At 38.4% G+C, this 17,414-nt stretch carries 15 protein-coding genes; 6 read left to right on the top strand and 9 right to left on the bottom strand.

The window, feature by feature from the left end; all coding sequences use genetic code 11:
• Window positions 1–658 precede the first annotated feature (658 nt).
• From rsgA to AC106S_RS19840, 7 genes are all read right to left on the bottom strand, one after another.
• The gene (gene rsgA, locus AC106S_RS19870) at window positions 659–1,585 is read right to left on the bottom strand and encodes a ribosome small subunit-dependent GTPase A (protein WP_482441413.1); all 927 of its coding nucleotides are present in this window, start codon (window positions 1,583–1,585) and stop codon (window positions 659–661) included.
• A gap of 127 nt (window positions 1,586–1,712) precedes the next feature.
• Complete coding sequence (locus AC106S_RS19865) at window positions 1,713–2,795, bottom strand: chorismate mutase (protein WP_482441412.1); 1,083 nt, start codon at window positions 2,793–2,795, stop codon at window positions 1,713–1,715.
• Window positions 2,796–3,191: 396 nt separating this feature from the next.
• Window positions 3,192–3,803, bottom strand: coding sequence for a hypothetical protein (locus AC106S_RS19860; protein ID WP_482441411.1), 612 nt, complete (start codon window positions 3,801–3,803; stop codon window positions 3,192–3,194).
• A gap of 2 nt (window positions 3,804–3,805) precedes the next feature.
• A complete protein-coding gene (gene dnaX, locus AC106S_RS19855) occupies window positions 3,806–4,891 on the bottom strand; it encodes a DNA polymerase III subunit gamma/tau (RefSeq protein ID WP_482441410.1) in 1,086 nt (361 codons plus the stop codon).
• A gap of 101 nt (window positions 4,892–4,992) precedes the next feature.
• Window positions 4,993–5,619, bottom strand: coding sequence for a TetR/AcrR family transcriptional regulator (locus AC106S_RS19850; protein WP_482441409.1), 627 nt, complete (start codon window positions 5,617–5,619; stop codon window positions 4,993–4,995).
• 6 nt (window positions 5,620–5,625) lie between these two features.
• Window positions 5,626–6,882 (bottom strand): aminotransferase class I/II-fold pyridoxal phosphate-dependent enzyme, encoded by a 1,257-nt coding sequence (locus AC106S_RS19845; protein ID WP_482441408.1) that lies wholly within the window; start codon window positions 6,880–6,882, stop codon window positions 5,626–5,628.
• A gap of 391 nt (window positions 6,883–7,273) precedes the next feature.
• Window positions 7,274–7,633: a helix-turn-helix domain-containing protein gene (locus AC106S_RS19840; protein WP_482441407.1), complete on the bottom strand. Its 360-nt coding sequence runs from the start codon at window positions 7,631–7,633 to the stop codon at window positions 7,274–7,276.
• An 888-nt stretch (window positions 7,634–8,521) separates the two neighbouring features.
• Between AC106S_RS19840 and AC106S_RS19835 the strand changes: the two genes are divergently transcribed.
• From AC106S_RS19835 to AC106S_RS19825, 3 genes are all read left to right on the top strand, one after another.
• Window positions 8,522–9,133: a response regulator transcription factor gene (locus tag AC106S_RS19835; protein ID WP_482441406.1), complete on the top strand. Its 612-nt coding sequence runs from the start codon at window positions 8,522–8,524 to the stop codon at window positions 9,131–9,133.
• Between the two features lie 191 nt (window positions 9,134–9,324).
• Window positions 9,325–10,515 (top strand): MFS transporter, encoded by a 1,191-nt coding sequence (locus AC106S_RS19830; protein WP_482441405.1) that lies wholly within the window; start codon window positions 9,325–9,327, stop codon window positions 10,513–10,515.
• Between the two features lie 202 nt (window positions 10,516–10,717).
• Window positions 10,718–11,134: a hypothetical protein gene (locus tag AC106S_RS19825; protein WP_482441404.1), complete on the top strand. Its 417-nt coding sequence runs from the start codon at window positions 10,718–10,720 to the stop codon at window positions 11,132–11,134.
• A 141-nt stretch (window positions 11,135–11,275) separates the two neighbouring features.
• Here the strand turns inward: AC106S_RS19825 and AC106S_RS19820 are convergent, their stop codons facing one another.
• Window positions 11,276–11,944, bottom strand: coding sequence for a thermonuclease family protein (locus AC106S_RS19820; RefSeq protein ID WP_482441403.1), 669 nt, complete (start codon window positions 11,942–11,944; stop codon window positions 11,276–11,278).
• A 213-nt stretch (window positions 11,945–12,157) separates the two neighbouring features.
• On the bottom strand, window positions 12,158–12,604 hold the full coding sequence (locus AC106S_RS19815) for a hypothetical protein (RefSeq protein WP_482441402.1): 447 nt from the start codon (window positions 12,602–12,604) through the stop codon (window positions 12,158–12,160).
• A gap of 357 nt (window positions 12,605–12,961) precedes the next feature.
• On the opposite strand from AC106S_RS19815, the gene AC106S_RS19810 reads away from it, so the two are divergent.
• The 3 genes from AC106S_RS19810 to moaA all read left to right on the top strand — a co-directional run bounded on the left by AC106S_RS19810 (window position 12,962) and on the right by moaA (window position 17,413).
• Window positions 12,962–15,292, top strand: coding sequence for a TonB-dependent receptor (locus AC106S_RS19810; RefSeq protein WP_482441401.1), 2,331 nt, complete (start codon window positions 12,962–12,964; stop codon window positions 15,290–15,292).
• 3 nt (window positions 15,293–15,295) lie between these two features.
• Complete coding sequence (locus tag AC106S_RS19805; RefSeq protein ID WP_482441400.1) at window positions 15,296–16,102, top strand: DUF4249 domain-containing protein; 807 nt, start codon at window positions 15,296–15,298, stop codon at window positions 16,100–16,102.
• A 324-nt stretch (window positions 16,103–16,426) separates the two neighbouring features.
• The gene (gene moaA, locus AC106S_RS19800) at window positions 16,427–17,413 is read left to right on the top strand and encodes a GTP 3',8-cyclase MoaA (RefSeq protein ID WP_482441399.1); all 987 of its coding nucleotides are present in this window, start codon (window positions 16,427–16,429) and stop codon (window positions 17,411–17,413) included.
• Window position 17,414 lies beyond the last annotated feature (1 nt).

Genomic DNA, 17,414 nt, shown 5'->3' with positions numbered 1-17,414 from the left:
TTAATGGCGCAAAATTACAAAAAATATCTTTGATTTTTATTTTAATTTTTTTTTAACATAAAAATAACTTTTATTAAGAAATGGAGTTATAAACTTTGGCACAGTAATTGTTTATACTATTACGATTCTCATGTTTAATTTGAGTTTTCATGGTTATTAGTTTTTACCCAGCTTCGGCTGGGTTTTTTATTTACAAAAATTCGATATGTTTTTTGCGAATATGATAAAATTTTAAACCATAAAAAATCATATTATTACCTTATTCCTTCTATTTCAATGAATGAAATAAATATTTTTTTTTGATTTTTTTAAATAAAATATGACATTCCTGAAAACGGACCTGACCGGTCAGAAATTATGAGACAAAAAAGTGGAGTTATTTTAAATTTCCGGCAATTTCCTATTTCAGAAATAAAGACTTAATAATCTGATTTCAGGATTTTATACGTTGGAAACACTACAACACAAAACTTTTACATTGACAGAGTTTCCGGATACCGGAAAACCCAGGATGTACAGCAAATTTTATAATGAACCGGGACAACATACATTTTATCGCAGATATAATCTTTGCTTTTTGTTAATTAAAAATTATTTTGCGTTTTTGCGTAGCCAGCAATATAGGAATTAAGAAAAGGCACTGCCTGATGAAAAGCAGCTATTTCTGGGAAGCCTCTTCCGCTTCTTCCATCAGCTTTATATAGGTAGCATAGCGGGAATGCTGGATTTCCCCTGTTTCGAGCGATACTAAAACGGCACATTTCGGCTCGTTGATATGGAGGCAGTTGTGGAATTTACATTCTTCTCTTTTTTTGAAAATTTCAGGAAAATAATGCTGTACTTCTTCTTTTTCAATATCGATCATTGCAAATTCACGCACTCCGGGGGTATCTATTACATTTCCTCCGAAATGCCAGAAATGCATCTGGGCAAATGTAGTGGTATGCTTTCCTTTAAGATGGGAATCTGAAATTTCCGATGTTTTTAAATTCAGGCCGGGCTGAAGCGCGTTTACCAGTGTAGATTTTCCACATCCGGAATGCCCGAAAAATACGGAAGTCCTATCTTTAAGAAGTTCCTGGAGAACATCAAGATTTAATCCTGAATAGGAAGAGATTTCCAGTGTTTCATAGCCAATTTCCTGATATAAAAACTCTATATCCTTAACCAGTTCAATTTCCTCCTCATTCAAAACATCAATTTTATTGAACAGGATTAAAGGGGTGATATTATAGGCTTCACAGCATGCCAGAAAACGGTCGAGGAATCCCAATGAAGTTTCCGGGTGTTTCAGGGTAAAGATAAAACAGGCCAGATCTATATTGGAAGCTATGATATGTGCTTCTTTAGAAAGGTTTACCGATTTTCTGATCAGGTAATTCCTTCTCGGTTCTATTTTGGTAATCCATGCAATATCATCCTGTTCCAGTTGAAATTCAACAAAATCTCCCACAGCAAGCGGATTGGTAAGCCTTGTTTTAATCAGCTTGAATTTTCCTCTGATTCTGGCTTCAAAAATTTTTTCTGTTTCAGGTCCCAGAACCTGGTACCAGCTTCCTGTTGATTTAATGATTTTTCCTTTCATAGATAATACTGGATGCAAATATAAGAAATTAGGGCTTAGGGCACAGGATTCAGGGATATGAAAACCATTCTTTTTCACCCTTATCCCGGCTTTTAAGCCCTAAAGTCTATATCCTGTTGTTCAGCAGCTATGCTCTGTCGATCATGATATTATTCTGTACTTCAATAGATTCCTCATGAATGGCTTTGAATACTTTTTCGATAAAATCCTGGGACATTCCTGTTTCTTTAGCTTTCTGAGTAGCATATTCCGTAATCACTTTCCATCTTTCCGGCTGGAAGATCGCGATATCATTCTCTTTTTTAAGTTTACCTATTTTCTCGGAGATCTTCATTCTTTGGGATAGAAGCTCAATCAGCTGAAAATCAAGGTCGGAAATTAAGGTTCTGTGTCTTCCCATTTCATTGTCAAAACCTGCCAGACCTGAATTTCTTACTTTCAGGTTACCGATAAGTTCCGCCAGTACTTCAGGGGTGATCTGCTGTGCCGCATCACTCCAGGCATCATCAGGGTTGCAGTGGGTTTCAATAATAGCTCCCTGGTATCCTACGTTAAGCGCTTCCTGGGTAATGTCTGCAAGTCCTGTTCTGTTTCCGCAGATGTGGGAAGGATCGATCAGCATTGGTATATCCGGAAACTGGCTTTTGAAATCCAGCGCAATCTGCCAGTTCGGGTTATTTCTGTATTTGGTTTTCTGGTATGTTGAGAATCCTCTGTGAATAACTCCCAGGTTTTTAATATCCTGGCCAAGAAGTCTTTCCAAAGCACCAATCCATAGAGCCAGATCCGGATTTACCGGGTTTTTAACGAATACGGGTTTGTCTGTTCCCCTCAGCGCCATTGCAATTTCCTGAACAGTAAAAGGGTTTACCGTGGAACGCGCTCCAATCCAAAGAACATCTACATCTGCTTCCAGGGCTGCAAATACGTGGTGGGCATTGGCAACCTCCGTAGCTGTTTTGAAACCGTATTCTTCTTTTACTTTTTTCAGCCAGTTCAGACCGATCACTCCTACTCCTTCGAAACCGTTCGGCTTGGTACGCGGTTTCCAGATTCCTGCACGGAATACAGAGACCTGTGCATTGGTTTCTCTTATTCTTTTAGCGGTTTCAAGCATCTGCGCTTCACTTTCCGCACTGCATGGTCCGGCAATCATCAATGGCTGTGAAAGCCCCTCAACCCATTCATTTTTTAAATCTTTTAAGTTCATATTCTTAAATTTATTGTTTTATATTTTTTTAAAAATTACATCAATAGTCCCTTTCATTATAAAATTTACTTTATAATTCTTTTCAAAAAATGCCGTTCAAAGTTTTTTAAAGGAATCAGGAAAACAAAAGGACTTTAATTCTCCTGTATTTTTTGGAAAGAAATTCAGTTAGCAATACCAGTAAAATCGGTAATACGTTCTGAAATTTCTATAATAGAAAGCAGAAAAGCTAAAATAACCGCTGAAAAACTGTTCAGCGGGTGTAAAAGAAGACAGGGATAAGTTGAATATTTTTTCCACTTTATTCTGAAAATGTCTTGTTTTAGCCTTTTCTAATTAGATTTGTTTTTGTCAAAAAATTATTTTTCACAAAAATATCTGACAAATATATAAAAATTATGTCAAATCAAACCTCATTAAATCATCAAGATCTTTTAAAAGTGGATTTTTTTCGATAAATTTTTCAAATATTTTCTTTTTGGTGACCACTTCTACCTTAAGATTTTCGAAGTCTCTCTGGTAATCTACCTCAATAGCAAGATTTTGTACTTTTGTTTTGAAATGGTTGAAAAATTCTCCGCTGATCTTGTCAAACTCTGCTTTTGCAGAATCTGAAGGATATAAAACCCGGATCTGATTTTCACCTGATTTTACCAGTTTAAAAGTTTTTACAGCATTGAACACAAAGCTATCTGCGGCCTGAAGCTGCTTCAGCTTAAGTTTCCACTCCGTCTGCAGATCGGTATCGGTAAAATGGCTTTGGCGAAGATGATCTGTTTTTACCGCTATTGTTTCTTCAACGGTTGTTTTATCTTTATCTTCTTTATTGAGAAATGAATTGATGCTGAATCCTGAAACTGCCCCCTGTCTTGATAAAGGCCTGGTTGTTTTTACAGCTGTTTCCTGTACGGCCTCCGTCTGAACTGATGGCTGTGGTTTTTCTTCTTTTTTCTCGGGTATTTTTTCCTGAATTTTCACTTCCTGTTTCTCATTGAGAAACGGAGCCATTATCAGGAATTTTTTTTTTTAGTATCGCCTGAACCAGCGGTCAGGGAAGCCAGCTGCATCAGTGCAATTTCAACTGTAAGTCTCGGATTTTTGGAATTTTTATAATTAATGTCCGCATGGTTGCAGATCTCAATACCGTCTATCAGCTGCTGGGCATTCCAATTCCGGCTTTGCTCAACAAACTTGACTTTCGTCTTCTCTCCTACTTCGATCAGATCGATGGTAGAGGTATTCTGAGCCATCATAAGGTCTCTGAAGTGATTTCCCAGGCCGGCAATAAAAATATGGGGATCAAAACCTTTTTTTACAATTTCATTGAAGGCAAAAAGAACTTCCGGAATTTTATTTTCTTTTGCCAGATCTACTATATTCAGGTACTGGTCGTAATCCAGAATATTAAGAACTTCGGCAGCTTTGGCTAAAGTAATATTCTTTTGCGAAAATGTGGAAAGCCTGTCGAAAATGGAAAGCGCGTCTCTTAAGGCACCATCTGCTTTCTGGGCAATGAGATATAAGGCATCGTCTTCATACTGAATACTTTCCTTCTGAGCGATATTTCTTAAATGGCCCTGGATATCCTCAATGGTGATTCTTTTAAAATCATAAATCTGGCAGCGCGACAGAATGGTAGGAATTATCTTATGCTTTTCTGTGGTAGCTAAGATAAAAATGGCATGTGCCGGCGGTTCTTCCAGTGTTTTAAGGAATGCATTGAAGGCTGCAGAAGACAGCATATGTACCTCATCTATGATATAAACCTTATACTGCCCGACCTGAGGGGCAAAGCGTACCTGATCGATCAGCTCTCTGATGTCGTCCACAGAGTTGTTGGATGCCGCATCCAGCTCATAGATATTATAGGCAAAGCCGTCTTCTGAAACGGAGCCGTCCTTTTCATTGATTTTTCTTGCCAGAATTCTGGCGCATGTAGTTTTCCCTACACCGCGGGGTCCGCAGAAAAGCAGGGCCTGAGCCAGCTGATTTTCTTCAATAGCATGTTCTAAAGTATCTGTAATATGGGATTGCCCTACAACAGTATCAAACTGCTGGGGACGGTATTTTCTTGCAGATACGATAAAATTTTCCATTGGCCAAAAATAAGAAATATAGTTCTAATCTGAAAATTTAAAGTTTTCAAATTATCAACAAAAACTTAATTTTGGTCAAATGAGAAAACTTTTAATCATCATTATTTCTGGTAAGATAAATCAATCACTTCAATAATAGCATCTTCAATTGCTTTTCTTCCTTCTTCACTTTTCAGATCAATGCCATAGAATTTATTGGCATTATAACCTGTATACAGATTCAGATAGTATGCTCCGGAAACAAGCAGTGCCATAATAGCCCTTGTTCTGAGTGCTTTGTCGCCAAAGTAAGGATCAATGATATTTTCAAACAAAACTTCTCCTGCCTCTTCTCTCTGCTCAACCAATTTTCTCAGGATCGGCTTGCTTTCTGAAAGTTCCCAAAGAATAATCTTCTGCAGTTCTTTATTTTTTTTAAGGCTTTCAAATTGAGTAAGTACGGCTTTTTTGGTAAGTTCTTTTCCTCCGTCGGAAAAATCCACATCCACGCTGTCCTGATTTACTTTGCTCCAGTAATCCTGTGATCTGATGTATTCATCAATAAGTTTATCAGTACTTCCAAAGTACTCATAGATGAGCTTTTTATCAAATCCTGCTACGGCAGCAATTTTACTAACTTTTAATCCTGAGTATCCTTTTACTCTTAAGATTTTACCAACTGCGGCAAGCAGTTTCTGTTTGGTTTTTTCCTTATCCCTGATGGGACCTTGCACTACTTTTCTAGGCATAATTTATTATTTTTTTGCTATATGCAATTTTCTGTTGATAGCTTCAAATACATTTAAAGTTCTATCAAGATGTTCTTTTTCGTGTCTTGCGGTAACACTCATTCGGATACGGGCATCTTTTCTAGACACGGCAGGATAAATAATAGGATTGGTATAAATCCCGTTTTCCATAAGCAGTCGTCCTACATCTCCTGTTATGTGCGGATCTCCGATTTTAACGGGAACCACTGCTGAGCAGGTAATTCCGGTATCCAATCCGAGGTCATCCAGTCCTTTTTTGAAATAATTGATATTATTCCAAAGCTTCTCTCTCCATTCGGGTTCTTCATCAATAAGCTCAATAGCTTTAATCGCGCCTGCCGAAGCCGGTGTTGCAGTTGCAGAAAATATCTGCTGACGGGACTGAAATTTAAGGAAAGTTACAATTTTTTTATTGGCTACCACATATCCTCCCAGATTTCCGAAAGTTTTACTCAAAGTCCCTGTCATAATGTCCACTTTATCCAGCATATCTGTCAGTTCCAGTGTTCCTCTTCCGGTTTTCCCGAGGACACCGATCCCGTGAACATCATCCACCATCAGAAAGGCATTATATTTTTTCACAAGATCATAAATTTCTCTGACATGTGCAATATCACCATCCTGGGAATACACACCATCGATTACGACAAGCTTTGTACGGTACAGATTCTCTGAAGTCTTCAAAATGTGTTCCAAATGTTCCAGATTGTTATGCTGAAATGTTTTTTTATTGGTAAAGGCACATCCTTCATGTACACTTGCATGTACCGCCATATCCAGAATAGCAAGATCTTCACCTTTCAACAGACACTGCAGCATGGCGCTGTTTGCAGTATATCCTGTTGTAAACACAACGGCTTCATCGGCTTCTCTTCCGAAAAATTCAGCAATTTTTTTCTCCAGCTGATAGTGGTAATCAAAATATCCGCCAATCAGAGGAGTTGCTCCTGTACCCGTTCCATATTTTTCAATTCCTTCAATAGCAGCTTTTTTTACCTTAGGATGCTGTGTAAACCCTAAATAATCACTTGAAACAAAACTTACATACTGTTTGTTCTGGTCTGCAATACTTACATTCAGTGTAGCATTGGTTCCTGTTGTATTTTTCAGCCTGTAATGCATACGTCCGTTGGATTTCATATAATCCAGAAAGTCGCTGAAGGCTTCTGCTCTTTGAAGAATATTAAAGTCAGGAATATTCTCAAAATCTTTAAAAGTTGCTGTAGTAAAATCGATACTCATCCTTAATGTTGTTTATATTATGTATTAGTTGTTTGAATAAACAAATATATGATTAATAAATTTTGTTAAATTTCCACTTCTTCATTAAAATTATAAACATTTGAAAATTTTTTGTTTAATCTCTGACAATCAAATAATTTATTTTTTATTAAATAACTCACTACTTGTTTTAATGATGTGACTCACTTTTTAAAAACCTAAATTAACAAAAAAAAGACAAGCATAAAACACTATAAATAAAGAAACAATAAAAAAAGACGAATATTTATCACAATCGTCTCATTTATAAAATATTATTTTTAATATTTTTTCCCTAAAAGATGAAAAAAGCGGAAAAACCCTGTGTATAGGATGTTTTCCGCTTTCCCAAAATCGTTGAAGTATTCTGTTTTTATATCAGATGTCCGTTTATTTTTCTAAAATTTCCCGGGGTGATCCCTGTCATTTTTTTGAAGAATTTAGAAAAATTGGACGGATCATAGGTAAGAATCCCGGCAATCTCGGCAATGGATTTATCGGAGCTGCAGAGCATTGTTTTGGCGGCTTCTATAATTTTTTCATCATAGAAATAGCAGGGATGTTTTCCTTTTTCCTTTTTTATGGTATCGGTAAGATGGGTATGGGAAACGGCAAGTTTCCCTGCAATTTCATTTACTTCCATAAATTCCGGAACTATTCCTTCGATAACTTCCCGGATGTGTTTATCCAGAAAACTAAAATACTGACTCGTGATTTCTTCGCTTCTTCTCATTTTGCTCATCAATATGTTTACAGACTATACCTCTGTAAAATTAAAGATAATAATAAAAAGAGAGATGGTGAACTTTTTGGAACCGGGATAAAAACAGAAACGGAGCGTAATTTATTTTATGACAGCCATCTGCTGCAGAGGTTTTCAGGAAAGCTGCCGATCAGAAAATGTGAAATATACGGACAGGATATATGATTTATAATGGGTAAGCTGAAAACGAAAATAATCTTCTTACGAAAATTTTATCTCATTTACTCTCTTTACAGGGAGATAAAACTCATGTCAAAAATAGTTCTGCCGTGGCGGTTAATATCTATATTTTTATTAATTTTACATGTTTAACTAAAACTCTTCAACCAAAACACAATAAAATAGAAATATTTAATGAAAAAAGATGCATTCAGTAATTCCCATACTTAAAAAACTTTGGCTTGTATAATGACTATTATTAACAAATTTCCGTGCTGATCACACGGGAAACATAGATCATTTATGTATTTAAAGGCCTGGACATTGTTTTCTGTAATATTGTTTGCAAATATTTACAGGCAGCGTCATATTTCTTCGCGGTACAGTACAGACAGAGGATTTTTGCCGGGCAAAGCAAAATTTCCTGTCCTGAACATACGTGTATTTAACCGGATATTTGCTGACAATAGCCTTACCCCCTTTAAAACAGGGCAAGAATTTGCCATAATAACCACCTTTACGGAAATGTCTGAAAAGCAAACTGCCGGAAATACCGGACTTTATAATGATGCAGAGCATCATGCCTCCGGTTGCAAAAACTGTAAAAGGAAACAACCTGCTCTGTTTCCATCGGTTTCTGTTTCAGAACTCCTTAAAAGGAATTATCATTGAAATAACTCTTATTAAAGCTAACATTATATGAATGAAAGAATTTTAATTGCTGACGACCATTATGTAGTAAGAGCCGGAACTGCTTTGGTACTGGAGTCTGCTTATCCGAATCTTAGAATTGATTTTGCTGAAAATTATGAACAGGTAAAGGAACAACTGGCTTCCCAACAGTATGATCTGCTTCTTCTGGATATTGACATGCCCGGAACTCAGTATAAGAGAATGATTTCTGAGCTTAAAGGCATACAGGAAAGTCTCAGAATTCTTGTATTTTCCGGATACGACAAAGATGTTGCCATTCAGTACATCAGAGAAGGTGCGGAAGGCTATCTCAGTAAACAGAGCAGCGAAGAAGAGATCCGGGAAGCAGTAAGATCTGTCATAGAAAAAGGTTATCATTATCCCGCCGAACTGATTGGCCTGATCATTCAAAATAAAAAAAGCAATCCTGTGGAAAAGCTGTCATCACGGGAATATGAAATTTTCAAACTGCTGGCAGACGGATACGGAAATCTGGAAATCTCCAATAAGCTGCACATCCAGATGTCTACTGTAAGTACGTATAAAAAAAGGATTTTCAAAAAACTGAATATTTCCAATATTGCCGAACTGATCAAAGTTCATGAAACGATGCACTAATCCTGTCCGGCAGTATGCTTCAGTGTTTGTATGGCCAGATAAAACCGTCCGGCCATGCAGCGACACCTCTCTGACTGTTCCGGACTATCTGTTTTATCCGGTAATATGTTTTTTTAATCAAAAAAATATCAGGAACTTCGCAGAATCTTTATTTCATTATAAAAACCGTGTGTTTTTAATTCCAAAAGATCATGAATTCATCTGAAAAAGCAGAAAAAGGCAGTTCCCGGTTCCGGTATATAAAACTTTGTATCTTCTTCTCGGGGCTTTCTGTATTTGCCCAGCTTTATCTTTTTCAGCCTTTGCTTCCTATGGTTGCGGAATATTTTAAAACCACAGCCGGGGACAGCTCCCTCCTTGTATCTTCATCCACGATAGGAATGGCGGCAGGTCTGCTTTTTTTTGCTTTTAGGGCAGACAGCTACTCAAGAAAGAATCTTATGGTCTTTTCGCTGATCTCTTCTGCCCTTCTTACTATTGTTTCTGCCTGGATTCCCAGTCTCAGTATCCTTATTGCAGCCGGATTACTGAAGGGCTTTGTCGTATCGGGAGTTTCTTCGGTTGCGCTGGCCTATCTCACAGAAGAAGTACATGCATCGGCAGTAGCCCTGGCGATCAGTATGTATCTCAGCGGTAACACCATCGGAGGAATGAGCGGAAGAATACTGGCGACTATTTTTGCGGGGGAATTCGGGTGGAGAAACGCCGTACTTCTTATCGGAGCAGAAAGCCTGATCCTGGGGCTGATATTCTGGAGGTTATTTCCTGAATCCAGGTCTTTCAATCCTCAAAAAACGGATTACTCACTGAAAATCAAGCAAATGAAAAGGTTTTTTGCTGATCCGTATATGCTCCGTTTATACTGTATCGCGGCTTTGCTGATGGGTACTTTTGTAAGTGTATACAATTACCTGAGCTTCAGACTGGAAGGAAAGCCGTTTTACCTGAATCATTTTGTCATCGCTTTTATATTTTTAATGTATATTTTCGGGGTCTTCGGAACAATGCTGACCAGCAGACTGTCAAAGCGCCTGGATTCTGTTCTTATTCTGAAAGGTTCTGTTCTCTGTATGCTTTCGGGAGCCGTACTGCTGTTATCCGAAAATATATATGTGGTTATTTTTGGTCTGGGCATGTTTACGCTTGCCTTTTTTGCCGCCCATACAATGGCAAGCCAGATGACTGCCCTGCGTGCGAAACGCGGAAAATCTTCTGCAACATCCATTTACTGGCTTTTTTATTATTCCGGCTCCAGTATTCTGGGAAGCGGAACGGGATACCTTCTCCATGCTTTTTCCTGGTATGTTTTCATCGGGATTATTGTTTTTGCGACAGTGGTTTCATTTCTTCTGGCTTCCGCGAACAGATATTCCAAAGCCTGACAACAGATACCACATGCGTACCACATTTCCGTTTTTCCTGATAGCGCTTTTTTATAAGCAGAAGGCCTGTTTTAATATATAATTAAAAATTGCGGCACAAAAATTAACAAAACATTCACTAAAAGGGGGCTTGTTAATCCAATGCAAGGCATAGTATTTGCACTGGTATCTGAACATTTCCACCATCAAAATCCAGAGTATCATGAATGTAGCAGATCTTAAAATTAAAAATTTAGTTGAGTACAAAAATCAGATTTATACCATTACCGAAATCTTCCAGAATATCAATCATGATTATTTTGTAAAAATTGAAAACAGTTTTCAAAGTATTTCTGTTCCGGCCAGTTCTATCCAACCGATTAAAATAACTGAGGAATGGCTTGAAAAATTCGGGTTTTCGTGTACTTACAGTTCTGAACAGAGAATCCGGTATGAAAGACCTGAACAGTTTATAAAATATGATATTGATCTCGGCTCCAGAAAGTTTCTTGAAGGACTCAAGATTTACGGCAATTCAATTAAATGCCGGTATATTCATGAATTTCAGAATATATTTTCCTGCCTTTTCGGTAAAGAACCGGTTTCTTCCGGCTTTGGGCTGCTGAAGGCAGAATCTTAACCTGTTCTGAATTTTATTTAAACCATAAAGATCCTTAATATTCTAAGGATCTTACTTTTTTTAATGGTTTAAAATATTTCTTTTATTTTAATCAGGTTTAATTTTTCAAAATCAATTTTTCCAACCCTGCTAACGGATCATTTAAGTGGAGTGAATTCTATCTCTATAAACTGATGTACGGCAGAAGCTGCTTATCCCGTTGATTTTGAGGGATGGAGCGAAATGAGTTTCGGTGAAAGAGTTATTCTGCCTGCTTTTTATCTGTTTTACAGGGTTTGATATGGACTCTTTCTTTTTCTTTTCAGTTTGCCCGGCAGCCTGTTTCTGAAGACGTTTCTTCAAAGCTTCTTCACGTCTTTTTTTACGGTATTCCCAGGGTGAAACTGCTTTTTTATCCTGCCACAAACCCAGTTTCTGAGCTTTTGCCGAATCCTGTATTTTTCCCAGCAGCCTGTCTTTGGAATAGGCCTGATACCACCAGCCGTAACCTGCTCTGATAATCTCTGCCGAAAGGTACTTTCCGTTATCGTAATATACTCTGGCTATGCTTCGCCCATAACGGTCTGTACTGGTTTCGGTAAAAGTAATTTTTTTGGCAAAAACCTGGTCTGAGGTAAACTGCCTGGCATTTTTCCCAAACGGCTGCTTATTTTCAGGGCAGTCTACTTCTGCCAGCCTGAGTTTCTTCTGAATATTTCCGTCTAATAAAACTGTGATGGTGTCACCATCTGAAATTCCGATTACCTTTGCCGCCGTCTGTGAGAAAAGAGAAAGAGGAAAGCATAAACAGGCATAGAAAATTATTCTCATGAAACAAAACTATGGATTTTTTCTTTTATTCAAGGGCTTTTCCGAAGTTTTATCATTATATAAAAAGGATTTCAGGCCATGATATATGGCTCCATTTTTATAAACGACTGCCTGTCAATACTTCTCTTCTCATTTATGTTTGAAATCCTCAAAAGTTATAATTCAAAAGAATAATGGGAGTATGAACTACCCGGACTTTTGAATGGTATATTTTTAAGCCGGATGACTTAAATCCTGGGGTGCATTTCCAAAAAGAGCATAGCTGTCCGCTCCTGAAAAATTTTTTAAATGGTTTTCTCTAAAGACAAACGGAGAGTTCAGAGCAGGACCAATTTCACTATAAATAAGAATATCCGGCAGTTCTTTAAATAATAATTTTAAAAAAGAGATCACCAGTTTCTGTTCGGAATAGAAATCTATGGTTAGCAGGCATCCATAGTCTGTTTTAAAATTTCCGTTTCGAATGGTTGCTTCAAAATATTCTTTATTTAAGCCACTTATTTCTATTTGTTCAATATCTCTGTCACCTTTCTTTACAATCATGATATCATTCTGATTTTCAATTAATTCAACATTCATTAAACCGGCAATTGAAGAAAATTTCAATAAGACATCATCCTTTTCAATATATTCTTTACTGATAACAAATATGGTTTCCATTTTTTTAATTTCTTTTAATAAACAAATTTAAAAAGTTCTGTGAGCATTGGAGAAAGCTTATTTTTATTTTTAAATCTGTTTAAACTTATTTATTAGATCACAAACCGGAGGAACAAAAATTTTATTTTAAACACTCTATATCACAAAAACTCATCAGAATGCATCATCTTCCTTTGTTTTCCCGCAGATAAATCTGATGATCCGGATTTTAAAATACCTGTATATACAGCTGTAAGGTAAGAACAGTTTCAATATTAAGGCCTGTTCATGTAACTAATCGCCTGTTTTTCCTACTTATCAGGCATCAACAAACTATTATTTCTATTGAGAAAAGTTTTACTACTTTAAAATAAACTAATGCAGACATCCTTTTTAAAAATTACGGCCGCCACGGCCGCGCTCTGTTTCAGCACGTTAGCGATTGCACAGCAGACCTATTCTGTAAGCGGAACCGTTAAGGACCAAAAGAACGGTGAACTCCTGATCGGGGTTAATGTAAAAGTAAGCGAAAACCCGTCCATTCATGTAACAGCCAATGAATATGGTTTCTATTCCTTATCATTACCGGAAGGCAGCTATACACTGATCGTTTCTTATCCGGGATATAAGGATTTTGAACAGCAGGTAAAAGTTGATCAGAATATAAAACTGGATCTTCCTCTGAATCAGGAGGAAGAAACAACAAAAAGTATTGATGAGGTAGTGGTTTCCGGGGTAAAAAAGGATAAGAATCTTTCTACTGCCCAGATGGGTACGGAGACGCTGAGCATTAAAAATATAGAGAAACTTCCGGTTTTATTCGGAGAAAGGGATGTCATGAAAACCATCCAGCTTCTGCCGGGTATTAAAAGTAACGGCGAAGGAAGCAGCGGATTCAGTGTAAGAGGCGGTGCTGCAGACCAGAACCTGATCCTTCTGGATGAAGCTCCTGTTTACAATGCCTCTCACCTGCTCGGTTTTTTCAGTACATTCAACAGTGATGCGCTGAAGGATGCCAGCATTATCAAAGGAAACAGCCCTGCCCAGTATGGCGGCCGCCTTTCGTCTGTGATGGATGTCAAAATGAAAGACGGAAACAACAGGGATTATAATATCAACGGAGGAATCGGCCTTATCAGCAGCCGTCTGAGTGTGGAAGGCCCTATCCAGAAAGAAAAATCATCATTCATTGTATCGGGAAGGAGAACCTATGCCGATCTTTTCCTGAAAACAACCGATGATTTTAAAGACAATAAGCTTTATTTTTATGATCTCAATTTAAAGGCTAATTATCAGGTCAATGAAAACAACCGTCTCTACCTTTCCGGATATTTCGGAAGAGATGTTTTAGGAATCGGCAATACTTTTTCTTCAGACTGGGGAAATACAACGGCTACCCTGAGATGGAACAGTATTATCAACAGTAAGCTGTTCTCCAACACATCTTTTATTTACAGCAATTACGATTACAAAGTAAGCCTGGAAAGCAATGACAATAAGTTCGGGCTGAATTCAAAGATACAGGACTGGAACCTTAAGCAGGATTTCACCTGGTTTGCCGGAAATAAGCATTCTGTACGTTTCGGGCTTCAGTCTATTTACCATACGCTTACTCCAAGCAGTGCTTCGGGCACCAGTGTAAGCAGTTTTCCGAGAAATAAACGGTATTCATGGGAAAATGCCCTGTACATTAATGATGATTTCAAAGTGAATGACCAGCTGACAGTGAATTACGGGGTGAGACTTTCGATGTTCAGTGTATTGGGCGGAGATACTTTCAATACCTATGAAAACGGAGTGCTTACGGACAGCCGGTTTTTAGAAAAAGGAAAATTCGGTAAAACCTATGTAAATCCGGAACCGCGTATCACAGCCAATTACCGTATCAACGAGGTAAGCAGTGTAAAAGGGGGTTATTCGCGCAATACGCAGAACCTGCATCTTTTAAGCAACAGCAGCAGCGGAAATCCTACCGACCAGTGGATAGGAAGCAGCTATACGGTAAAACCGGAGATTGCAGACCAGTTCAGCCTCGGTTACAGCCGAAATTTCAACCATAATAACTATGAACTGAATGCAGAGATCTATTACAAATCGATGCAGAACCAGATCGACTATAAAAACGGAGCCCAGATCACGTTTGATACTGCCGCCGATATAGAAAGTGAACTTCTTTTCGGAAAAGGCAGGGCTTACGGGCTGGAATTAATTGCCAAAAAGAAAAGCGGGAAACTGACCGGATGGATCTCTTATACTCTTTCTAAAACGGAGAGAAGAATCAACGGAATCAATAATGATGAATGGTACAATGCCAGAATGGATAAGACCCATGACCTTTCGGTTGTTGCCACCTATCAGCTCAATGAAAAATGGTCATTCTCAGGGCTGTTCCTGTACAGTACAGGAAATGCAGTTACCTTCCCTACCGGAAAATATGAACTGAACGGGCAAACGGTCTTCCAGTACAGCAGCAGAAATGCAGACAGAATGCCTGCCTATCACAGAATGGATCTGAGTGCTACTTACGAACCGGCTTCCACTAAGCGTTTCCGTGGTTCATGGTCTTTTGGAATCTACAATCTGTACGGGCGTGAAAATGCCTACACCATTACTTTTGAAGACAATCCGAATAATCCGGGAACTACCCGTGCCATGCAGACCTCTTTATTCCGATGGGTACCCAACATCACTTATAATTTCAAATTCTAAATCATGAAAAATATCTTTTTAATTATATTATCCCTGTTTTTATTTACCGCCTGCCAGAAAGAAATTGATCTCGACCTGGAAGACCAGAGCGGAAATATCGTTATTGAAGGTAATATTACCAATCAGCCGGGCCCCTATTTTGTAAAAATAACCCGGTCTGTTGCCTTTACACAGGATAACCAGTATCCTGCCGTAACCGGAGCCACCGTTATCATCAGTGACAACACCGGGCAGACGGAAACACTGCAATACGTCGGCAACGGAAAATATATGACCTCATCTGCTTTTGTAGGAGCATCAGGAAGAACCTACACCCTGAAAATTGAAGCAGACGGAAAGCAGTATACCGCACAGAGTACAATGCCGGAAGCCGTAGCTTTTGAAGGCCTTGAACAGGATTCCTTTACATTCGGAGGAAAAATAAGCTATACCCTGCTGCCTGTCTTTACAGATCCTCCCACATTGGGAAACCGTTATCTTTTCAGCTTTACCATCAATGATCTGCCTAAAAAAAGCCTGAATGTTTTTTCAGACAACATCAATAACGGACTGCCGAACCAGAGACCTCTGATACTTCCCAATGATGACAACGACGGTGCCGATCATGAAGTTGTTGCAGGAGATACCATTCATGTTGAAATGCAGTGTATTGATACAAATGTTTTCACTTTTTACAGTGCCCTTCTGGATATCGCGGGCGGCGGAAGCGGTGTGACTCCTGCCAATCCTCCTAGTAATATCAGCAACGGAGCCCTGGGATATTTCTCAGCACATACGCTAAGTAAGCAGAGTGTTGTTATTCATCCGTAAAATAACATGAACTTATTATAAAATCCTGGTTTTTGGCCGGGATTTTTGCTTTTTTTGAATTTTTATAAAATTAAACCTGCTGAAATTTTTCTGAAGACATTAAAATCTGTTTAAACAGCTTTAGCTGTAAAAAACGTTTATAGCCGGAGGAAACAACCTTACAGACGGAGCTTCAAAGGACACCCATCTTTTTCTGACCGTGGCAGATACAACAGTACCCCTAATAAACTAACCTGGAAAGACTATAATTTCATTCTATCTGTAAAATTGAATCAATCCACAGCAAACAATCATTATATTTGTAGTAAGACTCATTGATTTGAAATGCTGACAGATAAATTCGGAAGACCTATCAACTATCTAAGGCTGGCCGTTGTAGACCGGTGCAACCTCCGATGTACTTATTGTATGCCGGAAAACGGTCTTGCATGGATCAAACAAAAAGATCTGATGACGGATGAAGAAATGCTGAGACTATGCTCTGTTTTTACGGAACTGGGTGTTGATAAAATCCGGATTACCGGCGGTGAGCCTTTTGTAAGAAAAAACTGCATTGATCTTATTGAGAAGATCTCCTGTTTAAATGGTCTCAACGACCTCAGCCTGACCACAAACGGGCTCCTGACAGAGCAGTATATTCCCAAGCTTAAAGCATCGGGCATACAGTCGGTCAACCTCAGCCTCGACACCCTGAATGAAGAACGTTTTTTTAAAATCACCCGCAGGAAAAGCTTTGATAAGGTTATGAAGACCTTAGACGCTTTACTGAAAGCCCGGATCAGAGTAAAAATAAACACGGTGGTGATGGAAGGGCAGAATACCGAAGATCTTATTCCTCTGGTATTCCTATCCAGAGATCTGCCTGTTGATGTGCGCTTTATAGAAGAAATGCCTTTTAACGGGAGTGATGCGGAGGTATCTCTGAAATGGGATCATATTCGCATCTATCACCATATTAAAAATCATTTCCCTGAAATAGCAAAAATACAGGATCCGAAAAGTTCTACCTCTTATAATTATAAGATTCCGGGTTTTACAGGGAATATAGGGATCATTGCAGCTTATACCCGTTCTTTCTGCGGAGACTGCAACAGAATACGTATCACGCCTGCCGGCATATTAAGAACATGCCTGTATGAAGGCAGCGGCATCAGCCTGAAGGAAGAGATGCGATCCGGAAAAACAGATCAAGAGCTGAAAAATATCATCATCAATACTATTAATCATAAGCCCAAAGACGGATGGGAAGCTCAAAAGCTCAGTCTGACCCCATCACAGGCTCATCAGTCTATGGCTACAATCGGAGGATAAT

This window comes from Chryseobacterium sp. FR054 (assembly GCF_056844565.1).
The sequence above is the reverse complement of the archived record's forward strand: the minus strand, read 5'-3'. Positions and strand labels throughout refer to the sequence as shown.